The following is a 12,884-nucleotide window of genomic DNA, read 5'->3' on the forward strand; positions in this document are numbered from 1 at the left end:
AGAGGCTCCCCGCATCCAACGAACGGCCACTCAGACCTTGTAGTAGCGGTTGGCGCGCTTTTCCGCCTGCGCCATCGCATCTTCCGGTGTGGACGCACCTGTGACGGCGGCGGCGAACATGTCGACCAGCACGTAGTCTGCCATGACGGCGGCAGAGGCATAACCCAGCGGCCCGGCATACCCATTGGGCCGCAACGTCTCGGATGCTTTCGCGTAAGGCGCGTGGATCGGGTTTTCCGTCCAGACCGGATTGTTGGCAAAGGCCTTCAGCGGTTGGCAGCAATAGGCGCTCGACCCCTTGATCCAGGCGTTCATCTGGTCCGCTTCCATCATGAACTTGATGTAGGCCTTGGCCGCCTGCGGATATTTCGAATGCTTGAAGAGCAACATGGAACTGGTCTGGTGCAACTCGATGCTCTTGCCGACCGGTCCCAATGGGAAGTTGGTGCTGCGCATATCGTCAGCGATTTCCACAAGCTTCGGATCGTTCTTGGCGGCATAGTAGATCGAGACGCCGTTTGCCGTCAGCGAAATCTGGTTGGCCAGGAAGGCGCGGTTGTTGTTGATATCAAGCCAGCTTTCGGTGCCCGGGATGAAGGTAGCATAAAGCTCCTTGGCGTATTTGATGGCGGCCAGCGTTTCCGGCGAGTTGATCGTCACTTTGCCGCTTTCGTCCACCATCTTGCCGCCATGGCTCCACAAGAGCCAATGGGCGTAGTTGTTGCCGTCACCGACCGCCTTGCCATGCGGGAAGCCGGCTGGCGTACCCTTGGCCTTCATCGCCTTGCAAAGCTCGAGGAAACCCTTGGTATCCTTCGGGAACTCGCTGAAGCCCGCCGCCTTCATGTGGCTGTCGCGGTAGACGACGGCATTGCCGATTGCCGTCAAAGGCATGGCGATATACTTGCCCTCGCGGGTGGCATAGCCTTTGACGCCGTCATAGAAGCCGCCATACTTGCCATCGAGATAGGTGCCGAGTTCGGTGAGATCCGTCAGCTTGTCGGGATACTGGTGCGCATCATCGAACCAGCACATGACAAGATCAGGACCCGAACCGACATTGGCGGCAACCGCGGCCTTGGGACGAATGTCCTCCCAGCTTTCCTTGTCGATGCGGACTTCCACGCCCGTCGCTTCGGTAAACTTCTTGGTATTTGCCAGCCACGCGTCCTCGTCACCCTTCACGAAGGGCGTCCAGCGCAGCAGGCGAAGGCTCGCTCCCTTTTCCGGCGTGTAGGTGGGCTCTGCCGCGTAGGCGGGCGTGAAACCAAGGCCCGACAGACCGGCTGCACCGGCAAGACCGGCGGTTCCGGCCAGGAATGTTCTTCTCTTGATGGTCATGATTGCTCCTCCTCCAAATCGGGACCCTTAGAGCGAGGCATTCGCCGTCCCGAGGGGCGAATGCCGTTTTCTGCTGCTGCGATAACTTCGAGACCTGCGGCTCCTCTTCCGCCGGTCTCACACCGTCATCAGCGAGAAATCTTCTGTCCGCCTTCCGCGTCGAACAGATGGACGTTAGCGGGATCGATGGCGATGGTAATCGCTTCGCCGGGACGGACATCCACCCGTTCGCGGAAGACGCAAGTGACTTCCGATCCGCCAAAATTGACGACGATCTGCGTCTCGTAGCCAGTGGGTTCGATCACCACCACTTCGGCCCGGTAACCGGTGCCATCCAGGCGGATATATTCCGGCCGCAGACCATAGACGAGGTTCTTGCCCACGGCAGACGGATAGGCTGCCGGCAAGGGTAGGCGCGTGCCATCAGCGGCCACGAAGACCTGAGGGTTTTGCGGGTCGAGCTGTCCCTTGATCATGTTCATGGCAGGCGAGCCGATGAAACCCGCAACAAACAGGTTGCTCGGATTGTCATAGAGTTCCAGCGGCGAACCGATCTGCTCCACGCGCCCGTCATGCATCACGACGATCTTGTCCGCCATGGTCATGGCTTCGATCTGGTCGTGCGTGACATAGACGGTGGTGGTCTTCAGGCGGTGATGCAGTTCCTTGATCTCGGCGCGCATGGCAACGCGCAGCTTGGCGTCGAGGTTCGAGAGTGGCTCATCGAACAGAAAAACCTGCGGATCGCGCACGATGGCGCGGCCCATGGCCACGCGCTGGCGCTGGCCGCCGGAGAGCTGGCGCGGATAACGATCCAGCAAATGGGTAAGCCCCAAAATGCTGGCGGCATTGTTGACCCGCTTGTCGATCTCGACCTGCGAAGTGGAATTCAGCATGAGCGAGAACGCCATGTTCTTGGCGACCGTCATATGTGGATAGAGCGCATAGTTCTGGAACACCATGGCGATGTCGCGGTCCTTGGGCGGCAGGTTGTTGACCTGGCGCCCGCCGATACGGATTTCGCCGCCGGAAATGTTTTCCAGCCCCGCAAGCATGCGCAGAAGCGTTGATTTTCCGCAGCCGGACGGACCGACGAGGATGACAAACTCCCCGTCCTGGATGTCGATATTGACACCCTTGATGACAGGAAAGGCGCCGAAAGACTTCTTGACTTCGGCAAATTGAACAGTGGCCATGCGTCTCCTCCCAGAGTGCAAAAATCCTATGTAATCTGATCTACCTGTTTCCGTGCAGCGGGCTTCTCAACCCATCCAGCAAGGACTAGAGGCAGCTTAACGGCCGCTATCCGCGGCCGACAAACGGCATTTTGGTCGCCATGACGGTCATGGTCAGTACATTGGCATCCAGCGGCAGGCTGGCCATGTAGACCACGGCGTTGGCGACATGCGCCGGATCGATGGTCGGCTCGGCGGCAATCGATCCATTGGCCTGGATGACCCCTGTCGAAATCCTCTGCGTCATCTCGGTTCCGGCATTGCCGATATCGATCTGGCCGCAGGCGATATCGAAGTTGCGGCCATCCAGCGCCGTCGATTTCGTCAGGCCCGTAATGGCGTGCTTAGTGGCCGTATAGGGTGCCGAATTGGGCCGCGGAGTGGTGGCCGAGATCGAACCGTTGTTGATGATACGGCCGCCCTGCGGGGTTTGCGCCTTCATGAGGCGGAACGCTTCCTGCGTGCAGAGAAATGCACCGGTGAGATTGGCGGCGACGACCGCGCTCCACTGATCGAAAGTGATCTCCTCGAGCGCCACGCCCGGCGCGCTGATGCCGGCATTGTTGACCAGAAGGTCCAGCCGACCAAAAGCTTGGACAATGGCGTCGAACAGGGCTTTGACGGAGGCGGGATCACCCACATCTGCCGCAATACCCTTCACCGTTCCACCAGTTTCTCCCACAATCTCCTTCGCGGCGGTCTCCAGCACCTCTGCCCGGCGGCCGGAAATGACGACGCTATAGCCTTCCGCTGCCAACGCCTTGGCAATCGCGCGTCCCACACCTGTGCCACCACCGGTGACCAGCGCGACCGACCCGGACTTTGCGCCTGATGATGTCATGACAGGGAACCTCCCAATTCGTCCTCGATATGAATGCGGATGATCTCGTCAAAAGTCTTCTCCGCCTTGAAACCAAGGCTTTCCGCACGGCGGGCATCGAAATTCGTCGGCCAGCCGGCAACGATCCTCTCGATCACAGGATCTGCCTCCCGGCGAATGAGCGCGACCGCCTTTTCGCCCGCCACGCGCCGCAGCGCCTCGATCTCCTCACCCACAAGAGCGGAGAGACCGGGCATCGTCAAGTTGCGGCGGGGCCCGATTGGGCCAGTGTCCATGGTTGCGGCATGCACGAAGAAGCCAACGGCAGAACGCGGGCTGGCAAACCAGTGGCGCACGTTCTCGCTGACCGGCAGCACGGCTTCTTTGCCCACCAGCGGCTCGCGCAGGATGTTGGAGAAGAAGCCGGACGCCGCCTTGTTGGGCGTTCCCGGCCGGATGCAGATGGTCGGCAGACGGATACCGACTCCATCGAAAATGCCGCGGCGGGAGTAATCCGCCAGAAGCAGTTCCGCGATCGCCTTCTGTGTACCGTAGCTGGTGAGCGGCGTTGTGAAGAAGTCTTCACTGATCACCTCATGGAAGGGCGCCCCGAACACGGCAATGGAAGAGGCGAAGACAACGCGCGGCACGTAAGGTTCCCGCTGCCCTTCATCCCGGATCGCCTCGAACAGGGCACGCGTGCCGTCCAGATTGACTGCATATCCCTTATCGAAATCGGCTTCCGCCTCGCCTGAGACGATGGCTGCCAGATGGATGATGATATCCGGCCGGTCCGCTACCAGCGCTTCGGCCGTGCCGGGTGCAGCGAGATCAACCGTCATGGTCTGCGCCACCGGCTGCAGTGCAGCCGGCACAACGGGCTCGAATGCATCCGCCAAGGTCAGGCGCTCGATGTCGCGCCCTAAAATGGTCGGCGCGGTGGCAATTTTCTCAACCAGTTTGCGGCCCACCATGCCGGCGGCCCCAATCACCAAAACATGCATTTGCGGCTTTCCTCCCTGCCGAATAATGTTTGCCCTACGATGCGGTCCTTGCCCTTTGGCGCATCGCTAGCGTCGTGTCGTAAATACGCGTCAGATGCTGGCGGAACGCCTCCACCACCGCCGGCTTGTCGCGTCGGCGCAGGGCCTCTACGATGGCGACATGATCCTCATAGCTGTTGTCCATAGCGCCCGGCACCGCCATGGCGTGGCGGCGGTGCGCCATGAGATAGCCATAGAGATCGATGACGAAATCCGTCAGCAGCGGGTTGCCGCAGGCCCGGTAGATCGTCAGATGGAATTCGCGGTCGCACATTAGGAAGCGCATCACGTCCTGACCAATCTCGCGCTGCGTTTCCAGAAGCGCTTCGAGTTTGGAAAGGGTTGCCTCATCGATCTTGTCGACCGCCTCCCCTACCACATGCACTTCCACCAGCAAGCGCGCACCATGTACCGCATCGAGATCATAGCGGTCGATGGCACTGGAAGATGTGATGGTAATGGGGAGGTGGCTCAGATCCACATTGGCGATACGGCTTCTTGTGCCTTGCGAGACCTCGATAAATCCCTTGGCGGACAGGATCTGGATCGCGCCGCGCACCGTCTCCCGGCTGACATGCAGCACATGTGCCAGCTCCCGCTCACCCGGCAATTCATCACCGGGGCGCAGCATGCCCGTCGCAATCAGAGTCGTCAGCTTGTCGGCAACGGCATCCCGCGCGGTCTGGCGGTGGATTGAACCGCCCAGCGTTGGAACCTGTGTCAGAATGCCGTCGGTCTTCATGCCCCGCCATTCGCCTCCCACCATCCTGCAGATTTACCAGATCGTAACTGGTCTGCTGGACGGACCACCCGATATGTTGATATCCAGAGTAGGTAGAGTGGTCAATGCGAATTCGTCGCTGCGTTGCAGCACTCAGATCGTAGCACCTGCGACGATGGTGAACCCGAGGTCGACCACCTGCGATGGAGCTCCCTCCAGAAACAGTTCCGCCGCGCGTCGGCCGGTCTCGATTCTGGGGGTGAAAACGCTGGCAATGGGCTGCGGTGTATGACGACAGATGTCGAGCGCGTTGAAACCCATCAACGCAATCTGGTCCGGAATGGAGATACGCTCCGCCAGGCAATGGAAATAGCCTCCGAGTGCCATGTCATCATTGGAAAAATAGACGGCATCGATCGGCCTGCCCCGGCTCAGAACATCCGCGAGGCCCGCCCTCCCCTCGCTGACGGATGAGGGAGCATCGCGGATTTCCTGCTCGGCGAGCTCCAGACCGGCGTTGGCCAAGCCTTCCAAGAAGCCGGCAAACCGTTTGCCGCTTCGCATGTCGTGCTTCAGGTCATGCCCCACATAGGCGATGTTGCGATAGCCCGATTCCAACAGGCGGGCAGCCGTCTGACGTCCAGCTTCGTGATGCGAAAAGCCGACAGCTATATCGATGGCCTCACCATCGATATCGAGCAGTTCAAGCACGCGACACCCGGAGGCGTGCAGCATCCTGCGGGTGCCATCGGTATGCTCAAGCCCAACCAGCATGACCGCCGCCGGACGCCAAGCGAGAACCGCCGCCACAAGCGCTTCTTCCTTGGCCGGATCGTAATCCGTCACCGCAAAAACAGCCTGATGGCCTTTGGCCTCCAGCGCCTTGGTTACACCGCTCAACACATCCGCAAAAACGATGTTGGACAGCGAGGGAACGATGATCGCGACCAGCGGCGATCCGGTTGACGCCAGCGCCCCGGCAATCTTGTTCGGCACGTAACCAAGTTTCTCGACGGCAGCCATCACCTTGGCCCGCGTTTTCTCGGAAAACGAGCCGTGATTGCGCAGGACGCGGGAGACCGTGCTTTCGCCAACGCCCGCTTCAGCTGCGACATCGGTTAGGGTGATAAGGGGAGATTTCTGATCAGCGGGGGTCAAAGCGGGCTCGGATTCTGCGCAGGTCATTGTGTGTTGATCCTTCTTACCACTTCAGTGGCAGCGCTGCCAAAATTTTCTTGGCAGCGACGCAAGTTTCTGATTAGGTCTTTTTGGCAGCGCTGCCACATTGCATCCGGCTTGGGAGACGCAGGATATGACAGGTTTACCAGACACATCATCTTCACGCGGCGTCGCCGTGGTCATCGGCCTCGGTTCCATGGGCATGGGCATGGCTCTGTCCCTGAAGAAGGCGGGCTTCGACGTGCTGGGTGCGGATGTCTCCGCAGATGCGGTTGCCCGTTTCGTCCAGGCCGGTGGGCGCGCCATCTCCAAGCTCGCGGAAGACGTAAAGCAGGCTGATGTCGTTGTTTCGGTCGTGGTGAATGCTGCGCAGACGGAAGGTGTCCTCTTCGGCGCGGACGGCATTGCGGATAGCATGAAGCCGGGCTCGGGCTTCATTTCCTCCGCCACCATGGACCCCGCCATTGCCCGCAAGCTTGCCGCACAGCTGGAAGCCAAGGGCGTGCATTATCTCGACGCTCCGATTTCCGGCGGCGCCGCCCGTGCAGCCAAGGGCGAGTTGACGGTGATGGCCTCGGGCAGCCCGGCCGCCTTTGCGGCTGCACGCGCAGCGCTGGATGCAATGGCCACGAAAGTCTACGAACTGGGTGACGCGGCGGGACAGGGTGCCGCCTTCAAGATGATCAACCAGCTTCTCGCCGGCGTGCATATCGCTGCCGCGTGCGAAGCGATCACCTTTGCCGCCAAGCAGGGGCTTGACCTCGACAAGGTGTACGAAGTCATCACGGCATCCGCCGGCAATTCTTGGATGTTCGAAAACCGTATCCCGCATGTGCTGGCGGGTGATTATACGCCGCTGAGCGCCATCGAGATCTTCGTCAAGGATCTCGGCATCATTCAGGACATGGCGCTGTCCGAGCGCTATCCCGTACCCTTGAGTGCTGCGGCGCTACAGATGTACCTTGCCGCCTCTGGAGCCGGCATGGGCCGCGACGACGATTCCTCGCTTGCGCGGATCTATGCGCAGCTTTCCGGCGCCAAACTTCCTGAAAGGGCAGAGTGAAACCCATGCCCGTCTTTGCCGCCAATCTCACCATGATGTTCAACGAGTGGTCCTTCCTGGACCGCTTCGATGCCGCCGCTGACGCCGGCTTTTCCGCCGTAGAGTTCTTGTTTCCGTATGACTTCACGCCGGAAGCCATCCAGGAACGGCTGAACCGCAACAAGCTGACCCAGGCGCTGTTCAACATGCCGCCTGGCGACTGGGCCTCCGGGGAACGGGGCGTTGCGGCGCTACCCGATCGGTTCGAGGAATTTCAGGCCGGCGTTGACCGTGCGCTTGACTACGCCGAGGCAACCGGCGTGAAGCGCATCCACATGATGGCAGGGCTGGCGGACCCCACGGACGAGATTGCCGTTGGCAGTTATCGCCGCGCGCTGGATCATGCCGCCGAGAGGCTGGCGGAGAAGGGGATCGACCTGTTGTTGGAGCCGATCAACGGCCGCAATATGCCCGGCTACTTCCTGAACAGCTTCGACAATACCCTGCGGGAGGTCGAGGCAGCAGGGCACGAAAATCTGAAGCTCCAGTTCGATATCTATCACTGCCAGATCATCCATGGGGATGTCACGACCCGGCTGCGGCACGCATTTCCCCATGTTGGCCACATCCAGATCGCCAGTGTGCCCTCGCGCAACGAGCCTGACGGAGAGGAGCTGAACTACCCCTTCCTGTTTTCCGAGCTGGATCGCTTGGGCTATACCGGCTTTGTGGGCTGCGAATACATCCCGCGTGGCAAGACGGTCGACGGTCTCGGCTGGTTCGCCCCCTATCGACGGAGCTGATCGATGAGCATTCTTCTCGGCGTGATCGCCGACGACTTCACCGGCGCGACCGACATTGCCAACATCATCGCCCGCGAAGGCATGAAGGTCGCCATGACCATCGGCGTACCGCGCGACGGCTTCGAGATCGGTGATACGCAGGCTGTGGTCGTGGCGCTGAAATCGCGGACGATTCCCGCAGCCGACGCGGTGGCGCAGTCGCTGAAGGCACTTGCCTGGCTGAATGAGCGCGGAGCGCAACAGATCTTCTTCAAGTACTGCTCGACTTTCGATTCGACCGCCGAGGGCAATATCGGCCCCGTGGCCGATGCGCTGGCAGAGGCGCTTGGCGCCGAGATCGCCGTCGTCTGCCCCGCCTTCCCCAAGAATGGCAGAACCGTCTTCAATGGCCACCTGTTCGTCGGGCGGCAATTGCTGCAGGATTCGCCGATGAAGGATCACCCGCTGACGCCGATGCGCCGCTCCGATCTGGTGGCACTTATGGCGGAGCAATCGGCGCATGCGGTAGGCCTCGTGCCGCATGATGTGGTTTCATCCGGTGAAACAGCCATTGCCGAAGCCTTCGTGAGGGCCATTGCAGCGGATCAACGCTATGCGGTGGTCGATGCCATCAACGATGACCATCTGCGGGCGCTTGGCCGCGCCGTGCGTAACCATAAGCTGCTGACGGGCGGCTCGGCGCTTGCCATGGGCCTGCCGGCCAATTTCGGGATAGCGCCGCGTGCCTCTCATGAGGCGGCTCAGTCGAAGGGCACGCCGGTCAAGACCGCTATCCTGTCCGGCAGCTGCTCTGCGGCAACCCGCCAGCAGTTGGTCCGCGCGAAAGAACTCTGGCCGAGCCTGAAGATCGACCTCGATGCGCTGGCCGAAAACCGGCCCGTGGTCGAGGAGGCGATTGCCTGGGCAAGCGCTCAGCCACAGGATCGGCCGATCGTCATCTACGGCTCCGCCGACCCGGCCGAAGTGGAAGCCAACCAGCAGCGTTACGGACGCCAGCGGGCTGGCGAGTTGATGGAGCATGCGCTCGCAGCGATTTCAAAGGCACTGGTGGCCGACGGCGTCGGTCGTCTCTTGGTGGCGGGTGGCGAAACCTCGGGCGCGGTCATTTCCGCCCTTGCGATCGAAGGCCTCTCGATCGGGGAGGAAATCGCACCCGGCGTTCCCTGGACGGTGACGCTGTCCCAGTCCCCATTGCAGGTAGCGCTGAAGAGCGGCAATTTTGGCGGCCCTGATTTCTTCGAGCGGGCGCTGGAGATTGCCGGATGAGCGAAACGAAACTGAGGGACGACATTACCGCTTACGCCAAATCGCTGTTCGATCGCGGCCTGACGGCAGGCTCCACTGGCAATATCAGCGTGCGCACAGACGACGGTTGGCTGATGACGCCGACCGGCTCCTCCATGGGGACGATCGATCCCGCCCGCATCTCGAAACTGGATGCGGAAGGCCGCCACGTCTCTGGCGATCCACCCACCAAGGAAGCCTTTCTGCACCGGGTCATGTACCAGAACCGGCCCAAGGCGAAGGCGGTGGTGCATCTGCATTCCACCCATTGCGTGGCGGTGAGCTGCCTCTGCGATCTCGACACGGAGGATGTGCTGCCGCCGCTGACGGCCTATTACGTCATGCGCGTCGGACGCCTGCCGCTGGTGCCCTATTATCCGCCAGGGGATGAGGCGCTGGCGGAGGCCGTAGCACTGCGCACCAGGAACGCTCATGCCGTGCTGCTCGCCAATCACGGCCCGGTCGTTGCAGGCGTCGATCTGGCCGAAGCCGTCTATGCGACGGAAGAGCTGGAAGAAACGGCCAAGCTTTACCTGATGCTGCGGGGGCAGAAGACGCGCCCGCTCACGTGCGATGAAACGACGGAACTGAACCGTCGTTTTCCGAGCAAGGTTTAAATCCGGACAGGGATTATGGAGCAGCGCCCACCGGTGCATGCACGAGGTAATCGCGCGTGATCGGCAGCGCGGTGTTGCGCTTGCAGATCTGGATCTGAAAAACGACCAGATCCTCATAGAGGAAGGCAGCTTCGGCAGTCGCCAGATAATATTCCCACATGCGGCAGAAGCGCTCGTCATAGAGGCGAGCGGCATCATCCCAGCGCTGCATGAAGCGACGCCGCCAATGGTTCAGCGTCTTGGCATAATGCAGCCGCAGCACTTCCACATCGGTAATGGTGAGGCCTGCCTTTTCCACCTCCGGCACGATTTCCGACAGCGCCGGAATATAACCGCCCGGGAAGATGTACTTGTCCAGCCAGGGCGTGGTGAAGCCGGGTGTGGCCGAGCAGCCGATGGTATGCAGCACCATCACGCCGTTCTCATCCAGCAGCTCCGCGCATTTTTCGAAGAAGGCGGTGTAGGATGCGCGGCCCACATGCTCGAACATGCCGACCGAGACGATGCGATCGAACTGGCCGCCCAGCGAACGATAGTCCTGCAGGATGTAATCGACAGAGGGTGGCGGACCGTTCTTGGCAAGTTCCTGCCGGCGTGCCTTGGCATAGGCCAGCTGTTCGGTCGATAGCGTAATGCCGAGTACGCTGGCATCCTCAGCCTTCGAGGCGAGATGCAGTGCCAGCCCGCCCCAACCGCAACCGATATCGAGAATGCGGTTACCGGGCGCGATCTTCAGCTTGGCGGCCAGATGTTCCTTCTTCGCCTTCTGGGCATCATCGAGCGACTGCTCGTCATATTCGAAATAGGCGCAGGAATATTGGCGCGCCTCGTCCAGGAAAAGCTCGTAAAGACGCCCGTCGAGATCGTAATGATGCGCCACGTTCTGGCGCGAGCGGCCGGGCAGGTTGCGCAGACGGAAGATGCGCAGCCGCGTACGAAGATCATCGATGATGCGGGCGATCTTCGGATGCGTGGCATTTTGCGCCTCGCGCAGCATCAGGGAGACGAAGTCGAACATGGTGCCGCGCTCCATCAGGAAGCGCTGGTCCATGTAGAGTTCGCCGAGCTTTCCGTCGGCATCGATCAAGAAGATCCATTGCGCACGCGTGTCGGCAAAGCGCACGGCCACCGGCTCGCCTGTACCATCGCCGAAATGCAGAACCGAACCGGCGGCTGTCGTGATCGTCAGGTTGCCGCGCGTGACAATCCTGGCGACCGCCTTTTGCAGCACCCAGTCCGCCGCCGTCCGTGCCTTGGAAGAACGGTTCGATCCATCGCGTTTCTGCATCACATCAGCCATGACATCCCACCCGCCTGATTGAGGCGTTATCGATAGAAAACCGAAATGAGGTGAAACTGAAATTTTAATATAAGCGGCCGCGTCGAGTACCAGCCGATAGCTATGAATGTTCGGCAACCGATAGGGCCTGGCACGGGCCGCGTCAGATCAGGCCGAGCGTGACCACTGCCAGAACGACATAGCGCGCCGTCTTCGCGAGAGCGACCAGCACGATGAAGATCGGCAGCGGCTCACGCATCACGCCCGCCGTTACCGTGATCGCATCCCCGATGACGGGAAGCCAGCTGACCAGCAGCGACCACTTGCCGTAACGCTGATACCAGGCTTGCGCCTGCTGCAGCCGCTTGGGCGAGACCGGAAACCACCGCCGGTCCCGATAGCGTTCGATGGCTGCGCCCAAGAACCAGTTGACGACGGAACCCAGCGTATTGCCCAGCGCCGCAACCGCCACCAGCCCGACCGCCGAGTGACCGCCCGTCAGCAGGAGGCCAACCAGGACTGCTTCCGACTGGGCCGGCAGAATGGTGGCCGCGATGAACGCGACCATGAAGAGACTGAGATAGACCACATCAGCTCCGGGCAGGCTGGGTTATGGCGGCGGGGGCCGGACCATGCGGCGCCTTCAGCCCGTTCCAGCCCTGAAGACCCACATAGATGCCAACCGCCACGATCAATAGGCTGGAGACATAGGGAGCCTTCCGCGCCAGATCACCAAACCAGCTCCACTTCTTCGTGGCGTGACGAACACTGAGCGCCGCGACTGCGCCAACCGTGACCAGCGTGATGGCAAGGCCGATGGAGAAGCACAGCACCAGGACGAAGCCGAGCGAAAACTGCTTGAGTTGCAGGCAGAGCAAAAGCACCGTGATGGCGGCCGGGCACGGGATCAATCCACCCGTAAGCCCGAACAGCACGATCTGCCAGGTGGTGACATCGCGATCGCCGAAGCGGCGACGGATATCGTCTGCATGCGCTCGCTCATGGGCATCCTGATAATCCTCACCTCCCACATCAAGGCCGTGGTGATCATGATGATGATGTTCATGTTCATGTTCATGTTCATGTTCATGATCGTGGTCGTGATCATGATCATGGTGATGGTGATGGGCGTGATCATGATGCGCGTGACCGGCCAGAGCCAGCTGCTGATCCTTCCAGGTGCGCCAGAACATCCAGAGTGCAATGATGAGGATCACCGCTGCGGAGGCCAGTTGGAAATAGGGCTCGAATGCGTCCGCATCCACGCCCTGCCACACATACATGCCGGCAAAGGCGATGCCCCAGACCACGGCCGTATGCGAAACGGTTGCCGCGAGCCCCAAGAGAACCGCCTGCCCCACCGTGCCGCGAATAGCCACAATGAAGGCTGCCATCAATGTCTTGGAATGGCCGGGCTCCAGCCCGTGCAGAATGCCCAGCAGGATGGCACTTGGGATAAACAGCCAGGCATGCGCCGCGCCCTGCTGCAGCAGTTCGGAAAATTCAGGCATCACGGCGTC

General features: G+C 61.0%; 13 protein-coding genes. 4 read left to right on the forward strand and 9 right to left on the reverse strand.

Annotated elements, in window-relative coordinates:
- Nucleotides 1–30: 30 nt before the first annotated feature.
- From Q2T52_RS12765 to Q2T52_RS12790, 6 genes are all read right to left on the reverse strand, one after another.
- Nucleotides 31–1,341 (reverse strand): ABC transporter substrate-binding protein, encoded by a 1,311-nt coding sequence (locus tag Q2T52_RS12765; RefSeq protein WP_302077116.1) that lies wholly within the window; start codon nucleotides 1,339–1,341, stop codon nucleotides 31–33.
- Nucleotides 1,342–1,469: 128 nt separating this feature from the next.
- Nucleotides 1,470–2,537, reverse strand: coding sequence for an ABC transporter ATP-binding protein (locus tag Q2T52_RS12770; protein ID WP_302077117.1), 1,068 nt, complete (start codon nucleotides 2,535–2,537; stop codon nucleotides 1,470–1,472).
- 106 nt (nucleotides 2,538–2,643) lie between these two features.
- Nucleotides 2,644–3,417: an SDR family oxidoreductase gene (locus Q2T52_RS12775; RefSeq protein ID WP_302077118.1), complete on the reverse strand. Its 774-nt coding sequence runs from the start codon at nucleotides 3,415–3,417 to the stop codon at nucleotides 2,644–2,646.
- On the reverse strand, nucleotides 3,414–4,400 hold the full coding sequence (denD, locus tag Q2T52_RS12780; RefSeq protein WP_302077119.1) for a D-erythronate dehydrogenase: 987 nt from the start codon (nucleotides 4,398–4,400) through the stop codon (nucleotides 3,414–3,416). Before denD ends, Q2T52_RS12775 begins: the two co-directional genes overlap by 4 nt.
- A 34-nt stretch (nucleotides 4,401–4,434) precedes the next feature.
- The gene (locus Q2T52_RS12785) at nucleotides 4,435–5,181 is read right to left on the reverse strand and encodes a FadR/GntR family transcriptional regulator (protein WP_302077120.1); all 747 of its coding nucleotides are present in this window, start codon (nucleotides 5,179–5,181) and stop codon (nucleotides 4,435–4,437) included.
- Between the two features lie 132 nt (nucleotides 5,182–5,313).
- A complete protein-coding gene (locus Q2T52_RS12790; RefSeq protein ID WP_302077121.1) occupies nucleotides 5,314–6,345 on the reverse strand; it encodes a LacI family DNA-binding transcriptional regulator in 1,032 nt (343 codons plus the stop codon).
- Nucleotides 6,346–6,472: 127 nt separating this feature from the next.
- On the opposite strand from Q2T52_RS12790, the gene ltnD reads away from it, so the two are divergent.
- The 4 genes from ltnD to otnC are packed head-to-tail and all read left to right on the forward strand — an operon-like array spanning nucleotide 6,473 to nucleotide 10,085.
- Nucleotides 6,473–7,402: an L-threonate dehydrogenase gene (gene ltnD, locus Q2T52_RS12795; RefSeq protein ID WP_302077122.1), complete on the forward strand. Its 930-nt coding sequence runs from the start codon at nucleotides 6,473–6,475 to the stop codon at nucleotides 7,400–7,402.
- 5 nt (nucleotides 7,403–7,407) lie between these two features.
- The gene (gene otnI / locus Q2T52_RS12800; RefSeq protein WP_302077123.1) at nucleotides 7,408–8,184 is read left to right on the forward strand and encodes a 2-oxo-tetronate isomerase; all 777 of its coding nucleotides are present in this window, start codon (nucleotides 7,408–7,410) and stop codon (nucleotides 8,182–8,184) included.
- A 3-nt stretch (nucleotides 8,185–8,187) separates the two neighbouring features.
- The gene (gene otnK, locus Q2T52_RS12805) at nucleotides 8,188–9,450 is read left to right on the forward strand and encodes a 3-oxo-tetronate kinase (RefSeq protein WP_367187308.1); all 1,263 of its coding nucleotides are present in this window, start codon (nucleotides 8,188–8,190) and stop codon (nucleotides 9,448–9,450) included.
- A complete protein-coding gene (gene otnC, locus Q2T52_RS12810) occupies nucleotides 9,447–10,085 on the forward strand; it encodes a 3-oxo-tetronate 4-phosphate decarboxylase (RefSeq protein ID WP_302077124.1) in 639 nt (212 codons plus the stop codon). Before otnK ends, otnC begins: the two co-directional genes overlap by 4 nt.
- Before the next feature lie 13 nt (nucleotides 10,086–10,098).
- Here otnC and Q2T52_RS12815 read toward each other — a convergent pair whose 3' ends face one another.
- From Q2T52_RS12815 to Q2T52_RS12825, 3 genes are all read right to left on the reverse strand, one after another.
- Nucleotides 10,099–11,385: an SAM-dependent methyltransferase gene (locus Q2T52_RS12815; protein ID WP_302077125.1), complete on the reverse strand. Its 1,287-nt coding sequence runs from the start codon at nucleotides 11,383–11,385 to the stop codon at nucleotides 10,099–10,101.
- A gap of 142 nt (nucleotides 11,386–11,527) precedes the next feature.
- Complete coding sequence (locus Q2T52_RS12820; protein ID WP_302077288.1) at nucleotides 11,528–11,932, reverse strand: YqaA family protein; 405 nt, start codon at nucleotides 11,930–11,932, stop codon at nucleotides 11,528–11,530.
- Between the two features lie 22 nt (nucleotides 11,933–11,954).
- Nucleotides 11,955–12,875, reverse strand: coding sequence for a nickel/cobalt efflux protein RcnA (locus Q2T52_RS12825; RefSeq protein WP_302077126.1), 921 nt, complete (start codon nucleotides 12,873–12,875; stop codon nucleotides 11,955–11,957).
- Between the last annotated feature and the right edge of the window lie 9 nt (nucleotides 12,876–12,884).

The sequence above is a fragment of the Rhizobium oryzicola genome (assembly GCF_030504645.1).
GTDB lineage: Bacteria > Pseudomonadota > Alphaproteobacteria > Rhizobiales > Rhizobiaceae > Neorhizobium > Neorhizobium oryzicola.